The following is a 24,359-nucleotide window of genomic DNA, read 5'->3' on the forward strand; positions in this document are numbered from 1 at the left end:
CCATTTTTGGCGTCGAGAGCGTCTGGAGGCTTCGTGTTCGAGCTTCGGGCACCTTCATGCTAAGGCCGGATGAACACCTTGCCGTTGGGCTTGGCCAGTTCCGCCGGCACCCGCGCCATTGCCTCGGCGAGCGGCACCACCGCCGTCACATCGGTCGACCAGCGCCCATCGGAGAACCGTTTCTGCGCTTCCAGGATCGCCGGGCCGCGGCGGTCGCGAAACTGGCGCATCCACTCGCTCAGCCAGAAACCCTCTATGTGCTTGTGCTGGAAGATCAGTTGGCCGGGTTCACGGATGATCGTGGCTTCGGGATCGAGCCGCCCATAGATGATCCAACGCGAGCGCTTCGGCATGACGTCGAAAATGGCAGAGGCAAGCGGCCCGGTGACCGCGTCGAGGAAGATGCGCGGCTGTTCGGCCTTCATCACCTCGCGTAGCGCCGTCTTGAAATCCGCTGCCTTTTCGTTGAGGACGTACGCCGCGCCAAGCTCCCTCAGAGCCGCGATCTGATCGTCGCGGCGCACCGTGACGATGGGTCGAAAACCCGCTTCCCTGGCCAGGCCGATGATCAGCTTGCAGAGTTGGCTGGCGCCGGCGGTCATGACGAAGGCCTTTTCGCCCTCTTCCGTGACGATGTCGAACATGGCGAGCGCGGTGAGCGGGTTGACGATCATCGCCGCGCCATCCTCGTCGCGAACGGTGTCGACGAGCGGGATGCACACCACCGCTTCCGCAACGGCATATTCGGCCCATGAGCCCCAGTTGCTGACGCCTGTGGCGAAAGCGACGCGCTTGCCGACGAGGCTCTTGGGATAGGGCTCATCGCCACTGGCGACGACGGTGCCGACACCCTCGAAACCGGCCGGCTGGCCCTTGGCGCGCGGCTGGCCGTACTGACCCTTGATGAAGGCGACATCGGACGGATTGATCGAGGCGAGGCTGACCTTGATCAGCACCTGCGTTGGCCCTGGCGTTGGCACCGCGATGCTGCCCGGCTCGAGATAGGGCTCCATCGCTTCCAGCACACTGCCGGAAGGCGTCCTGGTGTAGCCGTCGCCGACAAGCAGCAGCGCCTTCATTTCGGAGGGGACGGTCATCGGAACACTCCTTGCTCGGACCTGCCGGCGTCGCCGGGTGACGAATGCCGGCGCTCAAACCTTTTCCTGCGTGTATTTCTTCAGTTCCGTCCGCGCCACCTGGCGGCGATGCACGGCGTCAGGCCCATCGGCAAGGCGCAATGTCCGCAGATGCGTCCATGAGCGCGCCAGCGGCGTGTCCTGGCTGATGCCTTGCGCGCCGAACATCTGCACCGCCTCGTCGGTGACCTTGAGCGCGACGCGGGGTGCTACCACCTTGATCTGGCTGATCCAGGGTGCTGCGGCGCGCGCATCGCCCTGGTCGATCATCCATGCCGCCTTGAGGCAGAGCAGCCGCGCCATCTCGATCTCCATGCGGCATTCGGCGATGATGTCGAAATTGGCGCCGAGTTTTGCCAAGGGCTGGCCGAAGGCCTCGCGACGCACGGAACGCTGGCACAGCATCTCCAGCGCCATCTCGGCCTGGCCCATGGCGCGCATGCAGTGATGGATGCGGCCAGGGCCGAGCCGCCCCTGCGCGATCTCGAAACCCCTCCCCTCGCCGAGGATCAGGTTCGATGCGGGCACACGCACATTGTCGAAGCGAAGATGCATGTGGCCGTGCGGCGCGTCATCGTCGCCATAGACCTGCATGGCCCGGACCTTGGTCACGCCCTTTGCGTCGGAAGGCACCAGGATCATGGAATGCCGCCTGTGTTTCGGCTCTTCGTCGGCACCGGTCCGGACCATGACGATGTAGATGGCGCAGCGCGGATCGCCGGCGCCGGAGGCCCACCATTTCTCGCCGTTTAGCACATAGTCGCCGCCCTGGCGCTCACAGCGCATTGCAATGTTGGTGGCGTCGGACGAGGCGACATCCGGCTCGGTCATCAGGTAGGCCGAGCGGATCTTGCCGTCGAGCAGCGGCTTGAGCCACACATGCTTGTGGTCGGCCGAGCCATACCGTTCCAGCACCTCCATATTGCCGGTGTCGGGCGCCGAGCAGTTGAAGGTCTCGGCGCCGAGATGCGCCTTGCCCATCTCCTCGGCAAGATAGGCGTATTCGACCGTGGAAAGGCCGTAGCCGCGCTCCGAGCCGGTCAGCCAGAAGTTCCACAGGCCGCGCTCCCGTGCGGACTTCTTCAGCCCTTCGAGGATTTCGCTCTGGCGCGCACTATGGACCCAGCGGTCGCCTTGCTTGCCCACTTCGCCGAGGAATTCCTTGTCGAGCGGCATGATCTCGTCGCGCACCATGGCCGCGACGCGCGCGTGGATCGGCTTCAGCCGCTCGGTCATGCCGAGATTCATCTCCGTCATCGCTAACCCTTCATGCAGGCCAGGCATTTTACCCGTGGCAAGGATGACCGTACTTCGGATAGCCTTGTCAACGCGAACTGTTTTGCCTGCACACCGAGGCCCGCACACCAAGGCAGGGCGCGAAGGATTTGTGATGAGCTATCTGGACGAGCTGTTTTCGGTGGCCGGCAAGACCGCGCTGGTGACGGGAGCGGCGACCGGCATCGGCCGCATGGCGGCAACCGCGCTGGTGAAGGCCGGCGCGAGCGTCATGATCGCGTCGCGCAAGGGCGAGGATTGCATCAAGGTCGCCGGTGAACTGAACGGGCTTGGCGCACCTGGCCGGGCCGAAGGCTTCGCCGGCGATGTCTCCAGTGAAGCCGGCATTGCCGCACTCGTCGCCGAGGTCAAGGCGCGGACCGACCACCTGAACATCCTGGTCAACAACGCCGGTGTATCCTGGGGCGCGCCGCTGGAGAGCTTTCCCTATTCCGCCTGGGCGAAAGTGCTCGGCGTCAATGTCACCGCGGTCTTCCATCTGACGCGCGAATTGCTGCCGCTGCTCGATGCCGCCGCCAGCGATGCCGATCCGGCCCGGGTGATCAATCTTGGTTCGGTGATGGGCACGCAGCCGCTGGCCGACGACGCCTATTCCTACACGGCGTCGAAGGCCGCGGTTCATCATCTGACGCGTACCCTGGCGCTCGAATTCGCCGCCCGCCGCATCACCGTCAACGCCTTCGCCCCCGGCCCCTTCCAGAGCCGCATGACGGCTTTTGCCACCGGCACGCAGGAACAGGCCGCACATGTCGGCAACCATGTTCCGATCGGCCGTATCGGCGCACCGGATGACATTGCCGGCGCAACACTCTATTTGTGCAGCCGTGCAGGCAGCTATGTCACCGGCGCCATCCTGCCGATCGACGGCGGACAGTCGGTGCAGCATGGGCTGACGTTGTTCAAGGAATAACATTTTCCGGCCGGAGCCGGGGGTGAACTGGAGGACATCCGCGTGGAACCGATCAGTCTCGATGTACTTCTGGCCAGTGTCGGCAAGGAAGTTGGCGTGTCGCCGTGGCGGTTGGTCACGCAACGCATGATCGACCAGTTCGCCGACGCCACCGACGACCACCAGTTCATCCACTGCGATCCGGAGCGCGCTATGCGCGAGACGCCGTTTGGCGGCACCATCGCGCATGGCTTCCTGTCGCTGTCGCTGTTGTCGGCGATGACCTTCGAGACCATGCCGCCGCTGGAAAACGGCAGGATGGGCGTCAACCACGGCTTCGATTCATTGCGCTTCCTGGCGCCGGTGAAGACCGGCGCGCGCATCCGCACCCGTTTCGTGCTGGCCGACGTCAAGGTCAGGCCGTCGGGCTGGGTGCAGACCGCGCATGACGTGACGATCGAGATCGACGGCTCCAAGAAACCGGCGCTGACCGCTCGCTGGCTGACGCTGACCTTGATCGAACGCCAACCCGAGACGGCATGAGCGATCCGAACGTTCTCGACCAGGCAGCGCTTGCGCCTTATCTCGAGGCCAACATCCCCGGCTTCACCGGGCTTGCCTCCATCGAAAAATTCAAATCCGGCCAATCGAACCCGACTTACCTTTTGACCGCGCAAAGCGGCCGCTACGTGTTGCGCGCCAAGCCGCCCGGGCAACTGCTGAAATCGGCCCATCAGGTCGACCGCGAATTCACCGTGATGAGCGCGCTTGCCGGCACCGCCGTGCCGGTGCCCAGGATGCTGCATCTGTCGGCGGAGGTCTCGCCGATCGACCGTATGTTCTACGTCATGGATTTCCTCGACGGCCGCATCCTCTGGGATCCGGCGCTGCCGGAAGCCCGCGACAACGACGAACGCGCCGCCATCTACGATGCCATGAACGCTACGCTTGCGGCGCTGCACGATGTCGATGTCGGGGCCGCGGGTCTCGTCGATTTCGGTCGGCCCGGCAATTATTTCGAGCGCCAGCTGGCGCGCTGGACCACCCAGTATCGCGCCTCGGAAACCGGTACCATCGCCGATATGGACCAACTGATTGCCTGGCTGGAGACGCATAGGCCCGCCGACGACGGCCGCGTCTCGCTGGTGCATGGCGACTACCGGCTGGACAATCTGATTTTTGCCGCCGACCAGCCGACGGTTCTGGCGGTGCTCGACTGGGAATTGTCGACGCTCGGTCACCCCTTTGCCGACATCGCCTATCAATGCATGCAATGGCGCCTGCCCCACGCCTCGGGCTTTCGCGGCCTGGGCGGCGTCGACCGGCATGCGCTCGGCCTGCCCTCCGAAGAGAACTATGTCGTCGCCTACTGCCGGCGACGCGGGCTGGACGGCATCGGCGACTGGACCTTCTTCCTGGCCTTCTCCTTCTTTCGTCTGGCGGCGATCTGCCAAGGCGTCTTCAAGCGGGCATTGGACGGCAACGCCTCCAATCCCGAAAAGGCCAGAACCTATGGCGAGGCGGTAAAACTGCTTTCGCATCTCGCCGCGAAACTGATCGACCAGGAGGCGTGATGGGCCGTTTTGCGGGAGCAACCGTGCTGATCACCGGTGCGACCGGCGGGCTTGGCCGGGGTGCGGCGAAGGGCTTTGCCGCTGAAGGTGCGCGGCTGGTGCTGTCGGACATCGACGAAGGGGCGCTGGCCGACCTTGCAGCCACACTGCAGGCCGAAACGGCGATCCTGGCCGGCAACATCGCCAACGAAAAACTGTCCGAGGATCTGGTCAGGCTGGCGGTCGAAAAATTCGGCCGGCTGGATGTCGCCATCAACAATGCCGGCATCGTCCAGAGCTTCGTGCGCTTGCCGCAGGTCCCCTCGGATGAGGCTCGCCGCGTGCTGGAGGTCGATCTGCTCGGCGTCTTCTATGCCATGAAGCACCAGATCCCGCAGATGGAGCGGCAGTTCAAGGCGACCGGCAAGGGCGGCGCCATCGTCAACATCGCTTCGGCCGCCGGCCTGTCCGGCGCGCCGAAACTCTCGGTCTATGCCGCCGCCAAGCACGGCGTCATCGGTTTGACCCGCTCGGCGGCGGTCGAATACGCCACCAAGGGCCTGCGTATCAACGCCATCTGCCCCGCCCACACGAGAACGGCGATGGTCGACAGCTTCGTGCGCGTTTCCGGCGCGCCGGAAGCGGAGGCGTTGGCGGAGCTGACGCGTGGCGTGCCGATGAAGCGGGTGGCGGAAGTCGACGAAATCACCACCGCCATCCTGTTTGCCGCCGATCCGGCAAACTCCTTCATGACCGGCCATGCGCTGGCCGTCGACGGCGGCATCGGTGCGATCTGAAGCATGCCGTTTGGGAACCTGTCGCGCCCTTGTCCGTTTTCGTACAGCGTATATAATTTAGCCAGGTACCAACCAACCAAAGGCACGAGATCTTGCCGCCGAGCGTCCAGACACGCCGCGAGAAACAAAGGGCCGAACTGCGCTCCGAGTTGGTCGAGGCCGCGCACAAGCTCGTCCAGGAAGAAGGCTATGAAGGCCTGACCATCCGCAAACTGGCCAAGCGGGTCGGCTACGCGCCGATGTCGGTCTATTCCTACTTCGCCGACAAGCAGGACATCCTGTTCGCCCTGGCCGAAGATGCGTTCGAGACGCTTGCCCGCCGCATCGAGGAGCATTCGTCCGACGATCCGATCGAGGCATTGCAGGCGGTCATGACCGAGTATGCCGCCTTCGGGCTCGGCAATCCCAACGAATATCGCACCGTGTTCATGACCGAGAAGACCAAGCTGCCGGAAGGCAGGAGCTATGAGGACATGGAAGAGAGCAACCCGGCGATGAACGCGCTGATCAGCAGGGTCGAGGCCTGTGTCGCCGCCGGCAAGCTGCAGGGCGACCCGCGCGCCATCGCCACCATGCTGTGGGCGGTCGGCCACGGCACGATCTCGCTGCTGATCACCTTTCCGTTCTATCCCTTCGGCGACCCGCAGGCTTTCGTGAAGCGGATGTGCGATTTCACGCTTGCCACGCTGAGCACGCAGACCGTGCCGCCGCTGACCGAAACGCCGGTCAAGTGCTGAGCGGCATCCTTCACCGGCTCTGACAACCACGACCAACGTCCGGTTGGAGTGCTCGGCTGCGCCAGAACGCCGCGATTTTCGGCGTTCAATAAAAGTTCAATAAAATTCATTCGTACATGTACGTTTCTGACTTGAACGACGGCATTGCCAGACGTATATGTACGCCGTATCGTACACGTACGGAGAAAATTCAACGGTCGAAAACGGAGACTGACGATGAAAACGACACTCCTCACACTCGCCGCCGTGCTGGCACTTTCGGGCTCGGCCTTCGCCGCCGGCGCCGCCCAACCGGTCAAGCAGGCACCAGCTGCGACCTGCGTCGACACCAGGACCCACGTGAAGCTCGATTGCGCTCCCACCGGCTCGGTCGAGAAGAAGGGCTCCACCGAAAACACCGCTGACGGCAAGGGCCCGCGGCTCGGCATCAGCATCAATCCGTGGATCGTGCCCAGCACATTCTGAGACAAAATCAAAAAGCCGAGGCCGGCGCAAATTGAAAGCCGGCCTGGCGAGCAGTTTGGTCTAAGCGACGCCGTCTCGGTTGGCGGCACCGGACTGGCCCAGGCGAACGCTGACGCGTAGCCCGGCCTGGCCCATCAACTCAGGCCCTTGTCACCGTCGGCATGCAGGCGCAGCCCTTTCTGGACGATCTTCTCCTTGGCGGCATCCGTCGGCACGTTCGGCGCATTGGTGATGCCGGACCAGGCCGGCGCCGGGTTGTGCGCCCAATGCACGGCGTTGCGCAGCACCTGTTGCACGCCCTCATTGTGGTAGATCGGGTAGGTTTCGTGGCCGGGCGAAAAGTAGAAGATCCTGCCGGCGCCGCGCTGGTAGGTCAGTCCGGATCGGAACACCTCGCCGCCCTCGTACCAGGAGACGAACACCGTCTCGAGCGGCTCCGGCACCGCGAACGGCTCGCCATACATTTCCGTCTCGCCAATCTCCAGGCACTCACCGATGCCCTGCGCGATCGGATGGCTGCGATTGATCGCCCAGACGCGCTCGCGCTCGCCCGCCTCGCGCCATTTCAGCGAACAGGGCGTGCCCATTAGCCGCTTGAAAATCTTCGAGTAGTGGCCGGAATGGAGCACGATCAGCCCCATGCCTTCCCACACTCGCTTCTGCACGCGCTCGACGATCTCGTCCTTGACCTCGCCATGCGACCTGTGACCCCACCACAGCAGGACATCGGTGGTGGCCAGGCGCTGTTCGCTCAAGCCGTGCTCGGGTTCCTGCAAGGTGGCGGTGGTCGCCTCGATACCCTTGTCCTGGTTGAGCGCCGCGGCGATCGTGCCATGCATGCCCAAGGGATAAAGGTCGCGCACGGCGGCATTGGTCTGCTCGTGGACGTTCTCGCCCCAAACGATGGCTTTTGTCGGCATTTTTCTCTCCCAAAGCGCTTTAAATAGCATGTCCGATGGGATTGAGAAGGCCCGATCCGGCTGGTCCGATGGAAACTACCTCGTGCGCTTCTTGCGGCCGGCCACGGTCTTGGCCTTGCCCGGCTTCGCGGGACCGCCGGGGATGGCCGTTCCCGTTATCGACACCGGATCGCTGGCCGGAAAGGTGTCCTCGAGGCCTTCCTCGAGTTCTTCTTCGGCGCTCGAGCCTTGGTGCTTCTCATGTTCGAGCGAACGAACGGCAGGGCTCTTCTTGACCGGCGACTTCGGCGCGGAATTCGACGGCATCGGCATTCTCCCTCGGTGTACGGATGCAGAACGAGCTTGCCCTGCAAAACGTTCCGAGTTCAGACCGCTGCGTCCCGCGATCCCTCGGACAGGAAAGTAAAGACATAGTCCGAGAAGGAACGCCAGCACTCGACCCGGAAGGCATCGGCCGCCGTTCGCAGCAGCACGATCTCGGCCTTGCCCAGGATCGTGCGCGAAGCCGCTCCGACCGGGAAGGCATCAAGGGACAGATCCTGCGGGCAGCCAGAATTGATCGCCGCGGCCGCGCCGGCGCCCGTCACGGCAATCGCAATGTTGCGATGCGATATACCGACGGCCGAATGGAGGGCGGAAACCGCGGCGCAGTCGGCGAGCGGATCGTTGCCGGCCTCGTCGATGACCAGCCATTCGTCGGGTCCAAGCCACAGAGCGGTGCGGCCGGCCTTCGTGGCCGAGGTCTTCGGCTTTTTCGGCAAGGTCACACCAAGCGCCTTGGAAAGAGCGGCAGTCGAAGCCTCCGGCGCGCGCAGCGAGATGCGCTCGGCCGGCGGCAGCACCCCGACCTTGGCGCCAGTCGCGGCGGTGCTGCGTCCAGCCAGCGCCGGACGGCGCTCGACCGAAGGCGATGCAACCGAAGTCGTCTTCTTTGCAGCGGCTTTAGCCATTGAGGCGCCCTCCCGTCTCGTCGAAGAACACCATGCCGGAAACCTCCACTTCGATCACCCCGTTCGGCATCGGCACGTAGAGCGTGTCGCCCATGCGGTCGCGGCCGCCGGCGACCAGCGCAAGGGCAATCGAGCGGCCGCAATTTTCCGACCAGTAGCTCGAGGTGACGTGGCCGATCATCTTCATCGGGATCGCCTGCCTTGGATCCTCGACGATTTGCGCGCCTTCTTCCAGCACCACCTTGGGGTCCTTGGTCTTGAGGCCGACCAGCTGCTTGCGGCCCTTGGCGACCAGATCCGGCCGCGCCATGCCGCGGATACCGACGAAATCGGCCTTCTTCTTGCCGACGGCCCAGTCGAGCCCGGCATCGTTCGGCGTCACCGTGCCGTCAGTATCCTGGCCGACGATGATGTAGCCCTTTTCGGCGCGCAGCACGTGCATGGCTTCGGTGCCGTAGGCCGCCGCACCATGCTTCTGGCCCTCGGCCCAAAGCGCTTCCCATACGGCCTGTCCGTAGTCGGCCGGCACGTTGACCTCGAAGCCACGCTCGCCGGTGAAGGACATGCGGAACAGCCGGGTCGGCACGCCGCAGATCTTGCCTTCGCGCACCGACATGTGCGGCAGCGCCTCGTCGGACATGTCGATGCCTTCGACCAGCGGCGCGATGATGTCGCGCGACTTGGGACCCTGTACGGCGATGACCGCCCATTGCTCGGTGATCGAGGTCAGCCAGACATTGAGTTGCGGGAACTCGGTCTGGAGATAATCCTCCATGTGGTTCATGACGCGCGGCGCGCCGCCGGTCGTCGTGGTCACATGGAAGCGGTCTGGCGCCAGCCTGCCGACGACGCCGTCATCATAGATGAAGCCGTCCTCGCGCAGCATGATGCCATAGCGGCAGCGGCCTGGCTCCAGCTTCTCCCACGGATTGGTGTACAGCAGTTCCATGAACTTGGCCGCATCCGGCCCGACCACTTCGATCTTGCCGAGCGTCGAGGCATCGAACAGGCCGGCCGTCTTTCGCACCGCGACGCATTCGCGGTCGACCGCGGCGTGCATGTCGTCACCCCCCTTGGGGAAATACCAGGCGCGCTTCCACTGTCCGACATCCTCGAACACGGCGCCTTGCGCTTCGGCCCACGGATGGATCGCCGTCTTGCGCGTCGGGTCGAACAGCGGCCCGCGCGCGTGGCTGACGATCGCGCCGAAGGTGACAGGCGTATAGGGCGCCCGGAACGTGGTCAGGCCGACTTCCGGGATTGGCTTGCCAAGTACCTCGGCAGCAATCGCCAGGCCGTGCATGTTGGAGGTCTTGCCCTGGTCGGTCGCCATGCCGTTGGTGGTGAAGCGCTTGACGTGCTCGATCGAGCGCATGCCCTCATGCACCGCCTGGCGGATATCCTTGGCGGTGACGTCGTTCTGGAAATCGACAAAGGCCTTGACCGTCGTGTCCGGCCCGGCGCCGGGGGCAGCCCCCAGCATGCCGCGCGACCAGCTCTCCGAGGCGTCGACCTTCGGCTTGTTGCTCTTGGCGGTTTTAGCAGCGGCATCTTTCGCTGCCTTCTCGCCGGCCGCATATGCCTCGTCGATCGTCGCTGACAGCCCGTCGGTGCCGTTGCAGGCGCCGACCGAGACGCAATCCTGCGCATAGGTGCCCGGCACGAAGCGCTTGGTCTCGTCGTTGAAAGCGACCTTGCCGCGCGACTGCGAGAACAGATGCACCGACGGCGTCCAGCCGGCCGACATCAGGATCGCATCGACCGGGATGGTGCGTTCGCCGCCGCCATTCTTCGGCCGCACGGTCATCGACGACACCCGCGATTTGCCGCCGGCGCGGATCACCGCGCGGCCGAAATTGACCTCGATGCCGAGCGCCCTCGCCTCGTCGATCACCGGTCCGGTCGGATGGTCGCGCAGGTCGACGATCGCCGCCACGTTGACGCCGGCCTTCTTAAGGTCGATCGCCGCCGCATATGCGGAATCATTGGCGGTGTAGACGCCGACATTCTTGCCGACAGCGACGCCATAGTGGTTGAGATAGGTGCGCGCCGCGCCGGCCAGCATGATGCCCGGCCGGTCGTTGTCGGCGAACACCATGTGCCGTTCGATGGCGCCGGAGGCCAGCACGACGCGCTTGGCCCTCACCTGCCACAGCCGCTCGCGCGGCAGGTCGTGGCCGGGGGCGGAGAGATGATCGCTGACGCGCTCAACCAGGCCGACGAAATTCTGCGCGTAGTAGCCGAAGGCCGTCGTGCGCGGAAGCACGCGGACATTGTCCATGCCTTGAAGCCTGGCAATCGCCGCCTGCGCCCAGGCAAAACCGTCCTGGCCATCGATCCCGGCACCGGTCTCGAAACGCAAGCTGCCACCGAACTCGGCCTGCTCGTCGGCCAGGATGACGCGCACGCCGGTCTCGGCCGCGGCAAGTGCTGCAGCGATGCCGGCGGCACCGCCGCCCAGCACCAGCACGTCGCAATGCGCATAGCGCGACGAATAATGATCGGGATCAGGTTTATCCGGGGAAACGCCAAGGCCGGCCGCGGCGCGGATCTTCGGCTCGTAAAGGCTCTTCCAGGCCGCTTTCGGCCACATGAAGGTCTTGTAGTAGAAGCCGGCCGAAAACAACGGCGACGCGATGTCGTTGACCGCGCCGACGTCGAAGGACAGCGACGGCCAGCGGTTCTGCGACTGTGCTTCAAGCCCGTCATAGAGCTCTTGCACGGTGGCCCGCACGTTTGGCGTCTTGCGCGCCGCGTCACGCTTGATCTCGACCAGCGCGTTGGGCTCTTCCGCGCCCGCCGACAGGATGCCGCGCGGACGGTGGTATTTGAACGAGCGGCCGACGAGATGGACGCCATTGGCAAGCAGCGCCGAAGCCAGCGTGTCGCCCTCGATGCCGGCGTAGGACTGGCCATCGAAGCTGAACCGCGCGGTCTTTGCCTGCTTGAGGCGACCGGCACCGGGAATGCGGAACGCGCCGCTCATTTGGCAACCACTTCGTTGGAGATCTTGGGCAGCTTCGACGGTTTTGGCTCGCCGGCCTTGTAGGTCATGATGAACTTGTCGGTGACGGTGTCGCGCACCGCATTGAAGAAGCGAGCGCAGCCATGCATGTGCCGCCAGCGCTCATAGATGATGCCCTTGGGATTCGAGCGGATGAAGAAGAACTTTTCGAAATCGTCGTCGGTCTCGCCAGCCATGTTGGCCGAGCGCGCGATATGCGCCTCGCCGGCGTTGCGGAACTCGAGTTCCGGGCGCTCTTCCTCGCAATAGGGGCAGCGGATGAGAAGCATTTGGTTCGTTCCTACAATTCGCCGTTGCCGACATGAGCGCCGGCGGGTTGGTCGCAAAGCCTCTGGCCCATGGCGGCAAAAGGCGCGACGAGCCGGATGCGCTCCTCCACGCTTGCGGCCGGACGAAACAGGTCGCGATATGCCATGTTGCCGATGGTGAGTTGCATCGGATCGGTCGTGACGATGACGCGGCGCGGCTCGAATGTGTCGTCCTCATCCTGGTCGGAAGGCATGTTCTCCAGGAACATGACCACCTTCTGGCCGCCGCTCCACACGCAGGCCAGGATGCCGTCATCGACGGAAAACGGCCAATTGGCCTCGTTCCCGGCGCGGCTGATCGGCTGCGTGCGCACTTCGTCCGCCGAGGGAAAATGGAACATGCCCTGTTCCCCCGCCAGCATCAGCGGCATGGCGACAGCCATCTGCGCCATCATCAGTGCGCCACCGCCGCCGCCGCCGCCTCGTCGATGAGGCGGCCGGTGCGGAAGCGTTCGATGGTGAAGGGCGCGTTGATCGGATGCGGATCGTCCTTGGCGATGGTGTGGGCAAAGACATGGCCAGAGCCCGGCGTCGCCTTGAAGCCGCCCGTGCCCCAGCCGCAATTGACATAGAGGCCGGGCACCGGCGTCTTGGCCAGGATCGGCGAGCGGTCGGGCGTGACGTCGACGATGCCGCCCCATGAGCGCAGCATCTTCATGCGCGTGAAGATCGGGAACATCTCGCAGATGGCGTCGAGCGTGTGCTGCAATATGTGCAGGCCCCCGGTCTGGGAATAGGAGACATACTGATCGGTGCCGGCACCGATCACCAGCTCGCCCTTGTCGGACTGCGAGATATAGGCATGCACCGTGTTCGACATCACCACGCAAGGCACCACCGGCTTGACCGGCTCCGACACCAGCGCCTGCAGCGGATAGCTTTCCAGCGGCATGCGCACGCCGGCCATGTTCATGATGACGGACGAATGGCCGGCGGCAACGACGCCGACCTTCTTGGCGCCGATGAAGCCGCGCGTCGTGTCGACGCCCATCACCGCGCCATTGGCCGCCCGCTTGACGCCGGTGACCTCGCAATTCTGGATGATGTGGACGCCGCGCGCCGAGGCGCCGCGGGCATAGCCCCAGGCCACGGCATCGTGGCGCGCCGTGCCACCGCGGCGCTGCAAGGCCGCACCGACGACGGGATAGCGGGCATCCTTGGAAGTGTTTAGCGGCGGGCAGAATTCCTTCGCCTGCTCCGGCGTCAGCCATTCATTGTCGATGCCGTTCAGCCGGTTGGCGTGGACATGACGCTTCAGCACCTGGATGTCGTGCACGTTGTGGGCCAGCATCATGACGCCACGCGCCGAATACATGACGTTGTAGTTGAGCTCCTGGCTGAGCCCGTCCCACAGCTTCAGCGCATGGTCGTAGATGCCGGCGCTCTCGTCATAGAGATAGTTCGAGCGGATGATGGTGGTGTTGCGGCCGGTGTTGCCGCCGCCGAGCCAGCCTTTTTCCAGCACCGCGACATTGGTGATGCCGTGCACCGTGGCGAGGTAATAGGCGGTGGCCAGGCCATGACCGCCGGCGCCGACGATGATGACGTCATACTCCTTTTTCGGCTCAGGAGAGGACCACTGTTCCTCCCAGCCCTTGTGGCCGCGCATGGCCTCGCGGGCGATGGCGAATACCGAATATTTCTTCAACGTTCCAGCCTCGCAAATGGCAGCCAAGCGTTCATCAAGCCTCGGCGCGCGAGGTGTATCACTAGCGAAACGCAGCTTCCACCCTTGCGCTGTTTGCGACGGCGCTTGCCGTTTTGCGCCGCGCTGAAAAAGACGCATGCGATCTGGTAGCCATCCTAGCCTTCAGTCACATTGCCTGTCGCGGGACTCGGGAGGACGATCATGGGCAACGCCTGGTGGAATTTGACGTTGCGCTTCCTGCTGGAGCTTGCCGCCTTGCTTGGCCTCGGCCTGGCGGGTTGGGATGTCTCCGACGAATGGTGGCGCTGGGTCTTCGCCCTGGCCTTGCCGCTCATCGCAGCAGCCTTGTGGGGCACCTTCGCCGTCCTCGACGATCCGAGCCGGTCGGGCCGCGCCCCGGTGCCCGTACCGGGTGCGGTGCGTCTGGCGCTGGAACTGACGATCCTGTTCGGTGGTGCCGTCGGATTCTACGTGGCCGGCTACACGACCACGAGCATCATCGTCGCCCTGCTCATCGTCATCAGCTACGCGTTCTCGCTCGATCGCCTCAGCTGGCTGCTGAAGCAATAGTTCGCCCAACCAGCCTCGCCTTCCCAACCGGCTCGCTTTCATCCATTGGCGGCAAGAAACCAACTGCGCAGGTATCGGGTGTCGCGGGTAGGTGTGGCCTGCGACCAAGGGACCTCGTTGCCGGCACCAGTCGGCCAGACAGGACCGACAGAAGGACGACAGCCATGCTCGCACTCGCCAACAAAATCGCCATCGTCACCGGCGCCAGTTCCGGCATCGGCCGCGCCACCGCGAAACTGTTCGCCGAGGAAGGCGCCAAGGTCATCGTCGCCGCCCGCCGCCAGGCCGAGCTCGATGCGCTGGTGGCCGAGATAGCCGACGCCGACGGCGCGGCCGTCGCCCTTGCCGGCAATGTCCGTGACGAAACCTATGCGAAAGCCCTTGTCGATCTGGCTCTCGAAAAATTCGGTGGGCTCGACATCGCCTTCAACAACGCCGGCGCCGTCGGCCTGATGGGTCCGATTTCGGAACTGCCGCTGGAAGAATGGCGCGAGACGCTCGACACCAACCTCACCAGCGCGTTTCTCGGCGCGAAGTATCAGGTGCCGGCGATGATCGAGCGTGGCGGTGGTTCGCTGATCTTCACTTCCACCTTCGTCGGCAACACCGTCGGCATGCCCGGCATGACCAGCTATGCCGCGAGCAAGGCCGGGCTGATTGGGCTGACGCAGGTGCTTGCCGCGGAATATGGCCCAAAGGGCGTGCGGGTCAACGCGCTGCTGCCCGGCGGCACCGACACGCCGGCAGCGACCTTCAAGACTCCTGAGGCGCGGGCTTTCGTCGAAAACCTGCATGCGTTGAAGCGTGTCGCGACACCGGAAGAGATCGCCCGTTCGGCCCTCTACCTTGCCTCCGACGCATCCAGCTTCACCACGGGAGCCGCGCTGTTTGCCGATGGCGGCGTGTCGATCAACCGGACGTGAAGGCTTTTCCCCGCCAGGATGCATGTTGATTGTCGCAAGGTGGACGGCCGGTCTTGCTTTTTCCGTGCGATTTGGCGATGCCGTTTCCTGTCGAAACGGTCTTTTGCCAATACAGGTCCTGGAACCATGATGCTGATCAGAACCTACGTGGCTGCGAGTGCCATCGAAGGCGTCGGCATGTTCGCCGCCGAGCCGATCAGGAAAGGCGCCTCGATCTGGCGGCTCGATCCGGATTTCGACCGATTGATTCCGATGGAAAAATACGAGGCAGCCCCCTCGCATCTGAGGGAATTGCTCGACCGCTATGCCTATCCAAGCCCGGACCGTCCCGGTTTCATGGTCTATGAGGTCGACAATGGGCGTTTTATGAATCACGCCGAACGGCCGAATACGGATTTTTCGCAGTATGGCGGCGCCATTGCCACCCGCGACATCGCGGCCGGCGAGGAGATCACCTGCGACTATGGCGAGTTCTTCGAAGATTTCGAGCGGCTTCACCTCGCCACGGCGTAGTCGGCTCCTGATCCAGCGGCAAACCGGTTGCGGTTTGCCGGTGATGTTCATTTCGGCTGTGGACAGCGCGGCCTGATTCTGCTATCAGCCGCCACAATTCGTGGTGTAGATCGCTGCGGAGGCTTGTGGCTATGGCCGCTTGCCTGTTGATAACAAACCCGAAAGACAGGATTGCCCGTGCAGGTACTCGTCCGCGACAATAACGTTGATCAGGCGCTTCGCGCGCTCAAGAAGAAGATGCAGCGCGAAGGCATTTTCCGCGAAATGAAGATGCGCGGCCATTACGAGAAGCCTTCCGAGAAGCGCGCCCGTGAAAAGGCCGAAGCCGTGCGCCGCGCCCGCAAGCTGGCTCGCAAGCGCGCACAGCGCGAAGGCCTGCTGCCGATGACGCCGCGTCCGGTTGCTGCTGGCGCCGCCGGCGGTGCAGGTGGTGCCCCGCGCCCGCCGCGGTTCTAACGCCAATTTTTCGTCCTTTTCGAAGGATACTAGAGGTGGCGCGATGCGGAATCGCCGCCACCTTTTTGTTTAGGGCGACATGCGTCCACTTGAACGCTCAAAAGATGCTCTAACGCTTTACGACAATTTTGACCCGGCCCGGAGGGGGGACCCGGACCGAGTGACGCGGCTGAAGTGAGGACAGGGCAGACATGAACGCAATCAGCGTGGAGCGCAGAACCCCATTGCGCGGCTTTGCCCTGACGGCAGCCCTGCTTTCCGGGCTGGCGCTGGCCGGCTGCCAGACGGCGGGCCCTACAGGCGAATTCAACAACATCGACAAGGCGCAAGGCTCGAGCGAGAACATCTCCTCGCTGTCGGCGGTGATCCAGCGCAATCCCAAGGATCCCGAAGGCTACAATGTGCGCGGCTCCGCTTATGGCCGTGGCGGCCAGTACCAGACGGCGCTCCAGGATTTCAACACCGCCATCCAGCTCAACCCGAATTTCTACCAGGCCTATTCGAACCGTGCGCTCATTCAGCGCTTCCTCGGCAATCAGAAGGCCGCGCTCGACGACTACAACCGCTCGATCCAGATCAATGGCAATTATGACGCCGCCTATATCGGCCGCGGCAATCTCTACCGCAAGGCGGGTCGCACCCAGGATGCCTTCAACGACTTCCAGAAGGCAATCCAGCTCGACACCACCGATGCGCGCGCTTACCACAATCGCGGCCTGATCTATCAGAGCCAGGGCCAGCACAAGTTCGCCATCGAGGATTTCTCGACCGCCATCTCGCTAGCGCCGGACGCCGCCGAGCCCTACAACGGCCGCGGCCTTTCCTACCTGGCAACCAACGACGAAGACAACGCCTTTGCCGACTTCAACATGGCGATCAAGCTCGACGGCAAGAACGCCGAGGCCTGGGCCAATCAGGCGCTGATCTACGAGCGGCGCGGCGACAAGGTCAAGGCAGGGAAATCATACCGCGAAGCCGTGCATCTTGATCCGACCTACCAGCCGGCCAAGGATGGCCTCGCCCGCGTCAGCGGTGCGACTTAGGCTTCAATCAAAGCGCTGCCCGTTGTGCGCCCAAAAGAGCGCGCGGCTCTCGAAAAACCCATCAGCCCGAACCCCGGCGGCAAGGTGTTGGCGCGTGCCTTGTTCGCGCCAAGTTTTCAGGGGAACGGTCTGGCCACCCAAGCCGTTATTCCAAGCAATTTGCGAAAGGACCCTCCCATGATCAAGAAACTCGCCTGCGCCGCGGCCCTCGCCACGACGGTGTTCGCCGCCGCCCCTGCCAGCGCCGGCAAGCTGCAGCTCGGAACGCTCGACTGCACCATTGATGGCGGCACCTCTTACATCGTCGCTTCCAACAAGGGCGTGTCCTGTGTCTTCCGCCCCTACCACCACGGACCGTCGGAGATTTACACCGGCGTCATTTCCAAGATCGGCGTGGATGTCGGCCAGACGCATCAGGGCCAGCTCGTCTGGGCCGTGCTGGCGGCAACGCGCAACCGTGACGCGGGCGATCTCGCCGGCAGCTATTATGGTGTCAACGCCGAGGCCAGCGTGGTGACCGGCGGCGGCGCCAACCTGCTGGTCGGTGGCTTCAACAGCGCCTTCATGCTGGAGCCGCTCAGCGTGCAAGCACAGACCGGCGTCAACCTCGCCGTGGCCGTGACCTCGCTGGAGCTGATCCACTCGCTCAAGTGATTGCATGGAGCTCTGCGCTCCACGACCCCTCTATTTACGGCGCGGAACCAGATAGGGTGGTTCCGCGCCGTTTGATTCTTGGGCAATACCGGGAAAAAGGTGAAACGGCTTTGCCAGGAAAAGCGCGTAGCGCTTTCCCTCAGGGAATTGCGTCAAAACAGAGAGATAGGGCGGTTCCGAACCGCTGGGGGGACTGCATGCCAAAGAAAGCCATCGCTGCTGCCCTATTCGCCACCACGCTTGCCGGAGCGGCGCATGCACAGGACAACGGCATCGAACTCGGCGTGCTGGATTGCGCCATCGGCGGCGGGACCGGGTTCATCTTCGGCTCGAGCAAGGATTTGAGCTGCACCTTCAACCCCGCCGACAAGACCTTTGCACCGGAAGCCTATTTCGGCGCCGTCAACAAATACGGCCTCGACATCGGCACCACGAAGCAGACGGTGATGCAGTGGATCGTGCTGACACCGCTGAAGAACATCTACGCGCCGGGCGCGCTGGCGGGCGACTATATCGGCGCCAGCGCCGAGGTAACGGCCGCCGTCGGCGCCGGTGCCAATCTGCTGGTCGGCGGCTCCTCGCAGGCCTTCACCTTGCAGCCACTCAGCCTGCAGACGCAGACCGGCATCAACCTCGCCATCGGCGTCAGCCAGTTCCAGTTGCGCAGCACCGAGAATTGATCGCCGGTTGCCTGCTGAAAAAATCTCGAAAATTTCGCTTGAGCTCAACCCTGGTTGAGGTTTTACAAGCCGGCCCCGACTGGAGCGGCGCCCTCGACGCGGCGCGCGATGCACGCTCCCGCCTGCGCATGGTCCTGCCGGAAACCCATACTGGCTTCTGGCGCCATGCGCTGGCATCGAGATATGGAAGGCAGGGGGGGAAATGACCGGAATCAGCACAAACAGGGTCGACTGGCGCGCTTTGTGGGCAAGCGGCGACCTGGCGCGTTTCTGCTTCATCAGCCTCGGCATCCTGCTACACGCCACCAACGAGACGATGGTGGCGACGGTGATGCCGGCCATGGTCGGCGAACTGGCCGGCGTCCAGCTCGTCGGCTGGTCTCTGGCCATCTATGAGCTCGGCGCCATCGTTGCCGGCGCCGCGGCGGGGCGGCTGGTGAGCTATGTGGCGCTGCGCACCAACATGGTGGTTGCCGCCCTCCTCTATGCCACCGGGGCGCTGATCTGCGCCACCTCGCCTTCCATGCAATTGTTCCTTGCCGGCCGCCTGATCGAGGGGCTTGGCGGCGGCGCGTTGGTGTCGCTGGCCTTCGTCTCGGTCGAACGGCTGTTCTCGCGCGCCATCTGGCCGCAGCTTTTCGGCATCATGTCGGCGATCTGGGGCGTCGCCGCCTTCAGCGGCCCGCTTCTCGGCGCGATCATGACCGAGCTTTTGTCATGGCGCTGGGCCTTTGGCATCTTCACCTTCGGCGGCACAGCGATGGCGCTGGCGAGCCTGATTGTCCTCAACACGCCCGAGGCCACCAGGCCGCAGGCGACCGCGGGCAAGGCGCCGCCCTTCCCATTCGCAGCGCTTGGCTGCCTTGCCGTCGCCGTGGTGCTGATCGCCTCGGCAGGCGTCGACATCGCCCTGCTGCGCTCGTCGGTGCTGATGGCCCTCGGCCTCATCGGCCTGGTGCTGTTCTTCTACATCGACGCGCTGAAGCCGCGCTCCCGGCTTTTTCCGGCGCGGCTGTTCTCTTGGCGCACACCGGTCGGCGCCGGCATGACCATGGTCGCCGCCTTTTCGGTGGCGACCTGTTCCTTCGGCGTCTACGGGCCGCTGATCCTGACCAGCCTGCACAACATCCCGCTGCTCACCACCGGCTACATCATCGCCGCCGAATCGATCGCCTGGTCGATCCTGTCGATCCTCGTCGCCAATGCGCCACCGCACCGCGAGCGGTTGATCATCGTTGGCGGCGCGCTGATGATCGCGGCAGGCATCGCCGGCTTTGCCTATACGATACCGCTAGGCTCCATTCCGCTGATCCTGCTTGGCGCCCTGCTGCAGGGTGGCGGCTTCGGCATCGCCTGGCCGTTCCTGACGCGCGTCATCGTTGCCTCCGCCCCGGAGGACGAGCAGACCATCGCCTCGGCGGCCGTGCCAACCATGCAGCGCATCGGCTATGCCGTGGGGGCAGCACTTGCCGGGATCGTTGCCAATGCCAGCGGCTTTTCAGAAGGACTGAATCATGACGCGGCCGCGAATGTCGCGTCCTGGCTGTTTCTTGCCTTCGTGCCGCTCGGCATTGTGGGCTGCCTCGCGGCCTTGCGGACATCGTCGACGGCAAACCGCCTGCAGGAGGCTGTTGGTTAAAGCAATTCGAGGAAAGTGTGAAACCCGGGAAAAGCGCATTGGCGCTTTCCCTCAGGGAATTGCTTTAAAACAAAGAGATAGAGCGTCACGTCGAACGGCCTCTATTCGACCTCTCGCAGTCGATAGCCGACACCGGTCTCGGTGGTGATATAGCGCGGCTGGTCGGGGGTCTTCTCGATCTTCTGCCTGAGCTGCCTGACATAGACCCTGAGATACTGCACGTCGGTCGAATCGCCCCAGACCTGCTTCAAAAGGAAATGGTGGGTCAGCACCTTGCCGGCGTGCTGCACCAGGATGCGCAGGATCTCGTATTCCTTCGGCGACAGCTTGACGTCCTTGCCTTCGACCTTGACGATGCGTTTGACCAGATCGACGGACAGGTCGCCGGTCTGGAACACCGGCTTTTCACCTTGCTGCTGGAACTTGTGGCGCAGCGCCACGCGGATGCGGGCAACCAGCTCATTCATCCCGAACGGCTTGGTGACGTAGTCGTCGGCGCCAAGTTCCAGAGCCTGGACGATGCCGGCCTCGTCGGTCCGGCTGGACAGGATGACCACCGGAATGTCGAGGCCGTCGTCGCGCCATTTGCGCAACAGCTCGTGGCCACCCATGCCGGGCAGGCCGAGATCGAGCAGGACGAGATCCGGCTTCTCCGCATCCATCAGTTCGATCGCTGCCTTGGCGTTCGGCGCCTCGCTGATCGCGTAGCCCTGGCTGCCGAGCCCGACACGAAGCAGCTTGCGGATCGGCGGCTCGTCGTCGACAACCAATATCCTGACGTTCGAGTTTGTCATGCCAAGTCACCCACTTCGTTGTCGTCCGTATTGGCGGCATCGAGATCGGGCTGGTTCGCCGGCTTCGGCATCTTGATGGCGAAGACCGCGCCCGAACGGTCGGTTCGGTTTGCCGCCATGATCGTACCCCCCATCGCCTCGATGAAGCCGCGGCAGATCGACAGGCCGAGCCCGGTGCCGGCGCGGACCTGGTCGCGCTTGCGCGCCCGGTAGAACGTGTCGAAAATCCGTTCCAGGTCGCCGGGAGGGATGCCCGGCCCTTCATCCATGATCTGCAGGATAACGGAACCATTGTCGGTCCAGCCCTGTATCCGGATCGTCGAGCCGGGCGGCGCGTATTTCGCTGCATTGTCGAGGAGATTGAACAGCGCCTGCTCGAACAGCACGGGGTCGACTTTCAACATCGGCAAATCGCTGGGGATGTCGATCTCGGTCTTGTGCTCAGCGATGATTTTCTTGGCCCTCTGCAGGGCGGAACCGACGATGTCGCCGACATAATGGAAAGAATAGTTCGGCTCCATCGCACCGGACTCGATCTTGGTCATGTCGAGCAGATTGGCGATGAAGCGGTTCAACCGCTCGGATTCGTCGAGCACGGTCGTCAAGAGCTCCGCCCTGTCCTGTTCGGGAAGTGCCGGCGCGAACTCCCTCAGCGTGCCCGCCGCGCCCATGATGGCGGCGAGCGGCGTCTTCAAATCATGCGAGATGGACGTGAGAAGTGCCGAGCGCAGCCTGTCCGCCTCGGCCGCGAGCTTGGCGCGGTCGACGTCGGCGACGAGCTGGACGCGCTCGATGGCGACCGCCGCCTGGTCGGCCAGCGCATCGAGCAGGCGCTGCTGCTCGGGCGTCAGCAACGGACCCTGCTTGTCGTTGTCGAGGCCGACGACGCCAATTGCCGTGCGCCCAGTGCGCAAGGGAAGATAGAGGCGCTTGGCGCCCGGAAGCGTATCGGCGCCGCGTCCCGCGGCACGGTTGTGCTCCCAGGCCCAGCGGGCGGCTGCGATGTCGGCCTCGGCCAGCGTGTCGTCGGGCGGATAGCCGGCCTTGACGGTGATCGTTCCGTCTTCCGGCAAAAGCAGCACCACCCGCAGCTTCAGCATCGAGGCGATCTGGAAGGCGGTGGCCCAGAGAACGTCGTCGAGCGTGCCGGCACCGGCGAGCTTCTTTGAAAAGAGGTAGATGTCCTCTGTGGCCCGCGCCCGCGAGCGGGCGGCGATCGCCTGACGCTGCACGCGCACCGTCAGATTGCTCGCAATGACGGCGACGACCAGGAACACGCCGAGCGCAACAATGCTCTCCGGATCCCGGATCGTCAGCGTGTAGCGCGGCTCCAGGAAAAAATAGTTGAACGCAAGCGCGCTGGCGAGACAGGCATACAGAGCCGGCCACAGTCCGCCGGTCACCGCCGATGCCAGCACCCCGACGAGAAAGATGATTGCGAGATTGCGAACGTCGAGAAACTGGTCGAGAAGGACGGCGAAGGCGAGCGAGCCGGCGACATAGGCCGTGGCCATGAGATAGGGCCAGATCTGGAACTGCCTCTGCTCGTCCGCCGTCCTGACGCTCCTCGACGCCGCCTCGGTGTTGCGCTCGGTTCCCGAGATGACATGGACGCTGATGTCGCCGGCATTGCGGATGAGATCGTAGGTGAGCGAGCCTTCGATCAATTCGCGCCAGCGCGACCGGGTCGGCCTGCCGACCACGATATGGGTGAAATTGTTCGCCGTCGCATAACGTACGATGTCCTGCGCCAAATTCTGACCCGGAATGGTCGTCACCTCGGCACCAAGCTGTTGGGCGAGGCGCAGGTTCGTGGCGAGTCGGTCCTTGTCCTCCTCGGGCATGCTGGCCGAGCGAGGGCTGTCGACATGCAGCGCCATCCACGGCGCGCGAAGCCGGTCGGCCAGCCTGCGTGCATAGCGGACGCGGGCCGACCCTCCCTGGCGCGCGTCGAGACAGACGAGAACCCTTTCGCCTGCAGCCCACGGCCCGGGAATGGCATGCGCCTGCATATGGATCAGCAACTGGTCGTCGACGCGCTGGGCGGTGCGGCGCAGCGCCAATTCCCTCAGCGCCGTCAGATTGCCGGGCGAGAAATAGTTCTCGATGGCGCGCTGGGCGGTGTTGGGGAAATAGACCTTGCCTTCCTCGAGCCGCTTGATCAGGTCGTCGGGGGTGAGATCGATGATCTCGACATCGTTGGCCTGGTCGATGATGGAATCGGGAACCGTCTCGCGGACCCTGACCTTGGTGATCTGGGCGACGACATCGTTCAGACTTTCGACGTGCTGGATGTTGAGCGTCGTGTAGACGTCGATGCCTCGCGTCAGGATTTCCTGGACGTCGAGGTAGCGCTTGGGGTGACGGCTGCCAGGCGCGTTGGTGTGGGCGAGTTCGTCGACGAGAACCAGCGCCGGGTGCCGCGCGAGGATGGCGTCGATATCCATCTCGTCGAGGACCCGCCCCTTGTAGTCGACCTTGCGGCGGGGAATGACCTCATAGCCCTCGACCAGGGCCAGTGTTTCCTTGCGGCCATGCGTCTCGACGACGCCGATCACCACGTCCACGCCGTCGGCCAGCCTGGCGCGGCCCGACATCAGCATCTCGTAGGTCTTGCCGACGCCGGGTGCCGCACCCAGGAATATTCTCAGGCGGCCGCGTTCCTCCCGCTCGGCATGATCGAGCAGCGCGTCGGGAGAAGGTCTGGTTTCGTTGCGGCTGTCGTCCGGCATCAGCATCGATCATGGATGGCGCCGGGGGTACTGTCGATCCCCGGCACCCACCATTCACTATTTCGCGGCGTCCAGCGCAAGGTTGAGACCGAGCACGTTGACCACCGGTTCTCCCATGAAGCCGAGTTCACTGCCCTCGACCTGGCTGTCGACAAGCGCCTTGACCTTGGCTTCATCGACGCCCCTGGCCTTGGCCACCCGGGCCACCTGGAAGTAGGCCGCCCCCGGGCTGATATGGGGATCGAGGCCGCTGCCGGATGTCGTCACCAGGTCCATCGGTACGGGCTGATTCGGATTCTCCGCTTTCAGCTTTTCGGCATCGCCCTTGATGCGGTCGATCAGCTTGGGGTTGGTCGGGCCGAGGTTGCTGCCGCTGGAGGCAGCGGCGTTGTAGCCATCGCCGGCTGCCGAGGGGCGGCCATGGAAGTACTTGTCGCTGGCAAAGGCCTGGCCGATCAGTTCGGAGCCGACCACCTTGCCGTCCCTTTCGATCAGGCTGCCATTGGCCTGGCGCGGGAACAGCGCCTGGGCGATGCCGGTCATGCCAATTGGATAGATGAGGCCGGTCAGCACCGTGAAGAAGACGATCATGATGATCGCGGGTCTTATCTGGGTGAGCATGGACGTATTC

Annotated in this window: 26 protein-coding genes; 14 read left to right on the plus strand and 12 right to left on the minus strand. The window is 64.0% G+C overall.

The genetic code is table 11. The features are described 5' to 3' along the window. Window positions 1–59: 59 nt before the first annotated feature. Entirely contained in the window at window positions 60–1,097 is a 1,038-nt protein-coding gene (locus tag AC07FD_RS21810; RefSeq protein ID WP_478351501.1) for a zinc-binding dehydrogenase, read from the minus strand. Window positions 1,098–1,151: 54 nt separating this feature from the next. Beyond that, window positions 1,152–2,393, minus strand: coding sequence for an acyl-CoA dehydrogenase family protein (locus AC07FD_RS21815; RefSeq protein WP_478351502.1), 1,242 nt, complete (start codon window positions 2,391–2,393; stop codon window positions 1,152–1,154). A gap of 133 nt (window positions 2,394–2,526) precedes the next feature. Here AC07FD_RS21815 and AC07FD_RS21820 point away from each other — a divergent pair, with 133 nt between their 5' ends. From AC07FD_RS21820 to AC07FD_RS21845, 6 genes are all read left to right on the plus strand, one after another. After that, the gene (locus AC07FD_RS21820) at window positions 2,527–3,342 is read left to right on the plus strand and encodes an SDR family oxidoreductase (protein WP_478351503.1); all 816 of its coding nucleotides are present in this window, start codon (window positions 2,527–2,529) and stop codon (window positions 3,340–3,342) included. 36 nt (window positions 3,343–3,378) lie between these two features. Further along, window positions 3,379–3,864: a MaoC family dehydratase gene (locus AC07FD_RS21825; protein WP_478351548.1), complete on the plus strand. Its 486-nt coding sequence runs from the start codon at window positions 3,379–3,381 to the stop codon at window positions 3,862–3,864. After that, a complete protein-coding gene (locus tag AC07FD_RS21830) occupies window positions 3,861–4,895 on the plus strand; it encodes a phosphotransferase family protein (RefSeq protein WP_478351504.1) in 1,035 nt (344 codons plus the stop codon). Before AC07FD_RS21825 ends, AC07FD_RS21830 begins: the two co-directional genes overlap by 4 nt. Beyond that, a complete protein-coding gene (locus AC07FD_RS21835) occupies window positions 4,895–5,671 on the plus strand; it encodes an SDR family NAD(P)-dependent oxidoreductase (RefSeq protein ID WP_478351505.1) in 777 nt (258 codons plus the stop codon). The genes AC07FD_RS21830 and AC07FD_RS21835 overlap by 1 nt, the downstream gene beginning before the upstream one ends. A gap of 92 nt (window positions 5,672–5,763) precedes the next feature. After that, window positions 5,764–6,408 carry a TetR/AcrR family transcriptional regulator gene (locus tag AC07FD_RS21840; protein WP_457150375.1) on the plus strand — a complete coding sequence of 215 codons (645 nt, stop codon included), beginning with the start codon at window positions 5,764–5,766 and terminating at the stop codon, window positions 6,406–6,408. Window positions 6,409–6,624: 216 nt separating this feature from the next. Beyond that, window positions 6,625–6,873, plus strand: coding sequence for a DUF680 domain-containing protein (locus AC07FD_RS21845; protein WP_478351506.1), 249 nt, complete (start codon window positions 6,625–6,627; stop codon window positions 6,871–6,873). 134 nt (window positions 6,874–7,007) lie between these two features. Here AC07FD_RS21845 and AC07FD_RS21850 read toward each other — a convergent pair whose 3' ends face one another. From AC07FD_RS21850 to AC07FD_RS21880, 7 genes are all read right to left on the minus strand, one after another. Continuing rightward, window positions 7,008–7,793, minus strand: a complete 786-nt coding sequence (locus AC07FD_RS21850) for a ThuA domain-containing protein (RefSeq protein WP_457150377.1) — start codon at window positions 7,791–7,793, stop codon at window positions 7,008–7,010. Between the two features lie 75 nt (window positions 7,794–7,868). Continuing rightward, complete coding sequence (locus AC07FD_RS21855; RefSeq protein ID WP_478351507.1) at window positions 7,869–8,099, minus strand: hypothetical protein; 231 nt, start codon at window positions 8,097–8,099, stop codon at window positions 7,869–7,871. Between the two features lie 59 nt (window positions 8,100–8,158). Continuing rightward, on the minus strand, window positions 8,159–8,743 hold the full coding sequence (locus AC07FD_RS21860) for a sarcosine oxidase subunit gamma (RefSeq protein WP_478351508.1): 585 nt from the start codon (window positions 8,741–8,743) through the stop codon (window positions 8,159–8,161). Continuing rightward, on the minus strand, window positions 8,736–11,729 hold the full coding sequence (locus AC07FD_RS21865; protein WP_478351509.1) for a sarcosine oxidase subunit alpha: 2,994 nt from the start codon (window positions 11,727–11,729) through the stop codon (window positions 8,736–8,738). The genes AC07FD_RS21860 and AC07FD_RS21865 overlap by 8 nt, the downstream gene beginning before the upstream one ends. After that, the gene (locus tag AC07FD_RS21870; protein ID WP_478351510.1) at window positions 11,726–12,037 is read right to left on the minus strand and encodes a sarcosine oxidase subunit delta; all 312 of its coding nucleotides are present in this window, start codon (window positions 12,035–12,037) and stop codon (window positions 11,726–11,728) included. Before AC07FD_RS21870 ends, AC07FD_RS21865 begins: the two co-directional genes overlap by 4 nt. An 11-nt stretch (window positions 12,038–12,048) precedes the next feature. Continuing rightward, window positions 12,049–12,471: a hypothetical protein gene (locus AC07FD_RS21875; RefSeq protein WP_095084629.1), complete on the minus strand. Its 423-nt coding sequence runs from the start codon at window positions 12,469–12,471 to the stop codon at window positions 12,049–12,051. Further along, on the minus strand, window positions 12,471–13,724 hold the full coding sequence (locus AC07FD_RS21880; RefSeq protein WP_095084630.1) for a sarcosine oxidase subunit beta: 1,254 nt from the start codon (window positions 13,722–13,724) through the stop codon (window positions 12,471–12,473). The genes AC07FD_RS21875 and AC07FD_RS21880 overlap by 1 nt, the downstream gene beginning before the upstream one ends. Window positions 13,725–13,925: 201 nt before the next feature. Here AC07FD_RS21880 and AC07FD_RS21885 point away from each other — a divergent pair, with 201 nt between their 5' ends. The 8 genes from AC07FD_RS21885 (at window position 13,926) to AC07FD_RS21920 (ending at window position 20,202) form a co-directional block, all read left to right on the plus strand. After that, on the plus strand, window positions 13,926–14,294 hold the full coding sequence (locus tag AC07FD_RS21885) for a YrdB family protein (protein WP_478351511.1): 369 nt from the start codon (window positions 13,926–13,928) through the stop codon (window positions 14,292–14,294). A 164-nt stretch (window positions 14,295–14,458) separates the two neighbouring features. Beyond that, complete coding sequence (locus AC07FD_RS21890) at window positions 14,459–15,217, plus strand: SDR family oxidoreductase (protein ID WP_478351512.1); 759 nt, start codon at window positions 14,459–14,461, stop codon at window positions 15,215–15,217. Window positions 15,218–15,343: 126 nt separating this feature from the next. Continuing rightward, window positions 15,344–15,730, plus strand: coding sequence for an SET domain-containing protein (locus tag AC07FD_RS21895; protein ID WP_478351513.1), 387 nt, complete (start codon window positions 15,344–15,346; stop codon window positions 15,728–15,730). Between the two features lie 177 nt (window positions 15,731–15,907). Beyond that, window positions 15,908–16,186, plus strand: coding sequence for a 30S ribosomal protein S21 (gene rpsU, locus AC07FD_RS21900; RefSeq protein ID WP_023810129.1), 279 nt, complete (start codon window positions 15,908–15,910; stop codon window positions 16,184–16,186). A gap of 191 nt (window positions 16,187–16,377) precedes the next feature. Further along, on the plus strand, window positions 16,378–17,229 hold the full coding sequence (locus tag AC07FD_RS21905) for a tetratricopeptide repeat protein (protein ID WP_478351514.1): 852 nt from the start codon (window positions 16,378–16,380) through the stop codon (window positions 17,227–17,229). Between the two features lie 177 nt (window positions 17,230–17,406). Further along, on the plus strand, window positions 17,407–17,883 hold the full coding sequence (locus tag AC07FD_RS21910) for a DUF992 domain-containing protein (RefSeq protein WP_478351515.1): 477 nt from the start codon (window positions 17,407–17,409) through the stop codon (window positions 17,881–17,883). 197 nt (window positions 17,884–18,080) lie between these two features. Further along, on the plus strand, window positions 18,081–18,563 hold the full coding sequence (locus AC07FD_RS21915; RefSeq protein WP_478351516.1) for a DUF992 domain-containing protein: 483 nt from the start codon (window positions 18,081–18,083) through the stop codon (window positions 18,561–18,563). Window positions 18,564–18,765: 202 nt separating this feature from the next. Next, window positions 18,766–20,202: an MFS transporter gene (locus AC07FD_RS21920; protein ID WP_478351517.1), complete on the plus strand. Its 1,437-nt coding sequence runs from the start codon at window positions 18,766–18,768 to the stop codon at window positions 20,200–20,202. Between the two features lie 101 nt (window positions 20,203–20,303). Here the strand turns inward: AC07FD_RS21920 and AC07FD_RS21925 are convergent, their stop codons facing one another. The 3 genes from AC07FD_RS21925 to kdpC are packed head-to-tail and all read right to left on the minus strand — an operon-like array spanning window position 20,304 to window position 24,349. Next, the gene (locus AC07FD_RS21925) at window positions 20,304–20,996 is read right to left on the minus strand and encodes a response regulator transcription factor (RefSeq protein WP_457153126.1); all 693 of its coding nucleotides are present in this window, start codon (window positions 20,994–20,996) and stop codon (window positions 20,304–20,306) included. Next, window positions 20,993–23,728, minus strand: a complete 2,736-nt coding sequence (locus tag AC07FD_RS21930; protein WP_478351518.1) for a DUF4118 domain-containing protein — start codon at window positions 23,726–23,728, stop codon at window positions 20,993–20,995. The genes AC07FD_RS21925 and AC07FD_RS21930 overlap by 4 nt, the downstream gene beginning before the upstream one ends. A 57-nt stretch (window positions 23,729–23,785) precedes the next feature. Next, window positions 23,786–24,349, minus strand: coding sequence for a potassium-transporting ATPase subunit KdpC (kdpC, locus tag AC07FD_RS21935; RefSeq protein ID WP_478351519.1), 564 nt, complete (start codon window positions 24,347–24,349; stop codon window positions 23,786–23,788). Window positions 24,350–24,359: the final 10 nt, after the last annotated feature.

This window comes from Mesorhizobium waitakense (assembly GCF_056431085.1).

Bases quoted from the DNA above. Each gene is read 5' to 3' on its own strand.
- AC07FD_RS21845 (WP_478351506.1), top strand. From the start codon at position 6,625: ATGAAAACGACACTCCTCACACTCGCCGCCGTGCTGGCACTTTCGGGC.
- AC07FD_RS21810 (WP_478351501.1), bottom strand. From the start codon at position 1,097: ATGACCGTCCCCTCCGAAATGAAGGCGCTGCTGCTTGTCGGCGACGGC.
- AC07FD_RS21855 (WP_478351507.1), bottom strand. From the start codon at position 8,099: ATGCCGTCGAATTCCGCGCCGAAGTCGCCGGTCAAGAAGAGCCCTGCC.
- AC07FD_RS21860 (WP_478351508.1), bottom strand. From the start codon at position 8,743: ATGGCTAAAGCCGCTGCAAAGAAGACGACTTCGGTTGCATCGCCTTCG.
- AC07FD_RS21925 (WP_457153126.1), bottom strand. From the start codon at position 20,996: ATGACAAACTCGAACGTCAGGATATTGGTTGTCGACGACGAGCCGCCG.
- AC07FD_RS21890 (WP_478351512.1), top strand. From the start codon at position 14,459: ATGCTCGCACTCGCCAACAAAATCGCCATCGTCACCGGCGCCAGTTCC.
- AC07FD_RS21910 (WP_478351515.1), top strand. From the start codon at position 17,407: ATGATCAAGAAACTCGCCTGCGCCGCGGCCCTCGCCACGACGGTGTTC.
- AC07FD_RS21930 (WP_478351518.1), bottom strand. From the start codon at position 23,728: ATGCCGGACGACAGCCGCAACGAAACCAGACCTTCTCCCGACGCGCTG.
- AC07FD_RS21905 (WP_478351514.1), top strand. From the start codon at position 16,378: ATGAACGCAATCAGCGTGGAGCGCAGAACCCCATTGCGCGGCTTTGCC.
- AC07FD_RS21915 (WP_478351516.1), top strand. From the start codon at position 18,081: ATGCCAAAGAAAGCCATCGCTGCTGCCCTATTCGCCACCACGCTTGCC.
- AC07FD_RS21885 (WP_478351511.1), top strand. From the start codon at position 13,926: ATGGGCAACGCCTGGTGGAATTTGACGTTGCGCTTCCTGCTGGAGCTT.
- AC07FD_RS21865 (WP_478351509.1), bottom strand. From the start codon at position 11,729: ATGAGCGGCGCGTTCCGCATTCCCGGTGCCGGTCGCCTCAAGCAGGCA.
- AC07FD_RS21920 (WP_478351517.1), top strand. From the start codon at position 18,766: ATGACCGGAATCAGCACAAACAGGGTCGACTGGCGCGCTTTGTGGGCA.
- kdpC (WP_478351519.1), bottom strand. From the start codon at position 24,349: ATGCTCACCCAGATAAGACCCGCGATCATCATGATCGTCTTCTTCACG.
- AC07FD_RS21830 (WP_478351504.1), top strand. From the start codon at position 3,861: ATGAGCGATCCGAACGTTCTCGACCAGGCAGCGCTTGCGCCTTATCTC.
- AC07FD_RS21835 (WP_478351505.1), top strand. From the start codon at position 4,895: ATGGGCCGTTTTGCGGGAGCAACCGTGCTGATCACCGGTGCGACCGGC.
- AC07FD_RS21850 (WP_457150377.1), bottom strand. From the start codon at position 7,793: ATGCCGACAAAAGCCATCGTTTGGGGCGAGAACGTCCACGAGCAGACC.
- AC07FD_RS21820 (WP_478351503.1), top strand. From the start codon at position 2,527: ATGAGCTATCTGGACGAGCTGTTTTCGGTGGCCGGCAAGACCGCGCTG.
- AC07FD_RS21895 (WP_478351513.1), top strand. From the start codon at position 15,344: ATGATGCTGATCAGAACCTACGTGGCTGCGAGTGCCATCGAAGGCGTC.
- AC07FD_RS21870 (WP_478351510.1), bottom strand. From the start codon at position 12,037: ATGCTTCTCATCCGCTGCCCCTATTGCGAGGAAGAGCGCCCGGAACTC.
- AC07FD_RS21815 (WP_478351502.1), bottom strand. From the start codon at position 2,393: ATGACGGAGATGAATCTCGGCATGACCGAGCGGCTGAAGCCGATCCAC.
- AC07FD_RS21875 (WP_095084629.1), bottom strand. From the start codon at position 12,471: ATGATGGCGCAGATGGCTGTCGCCATGCCGCTGATGCTGGCGGGGGAA.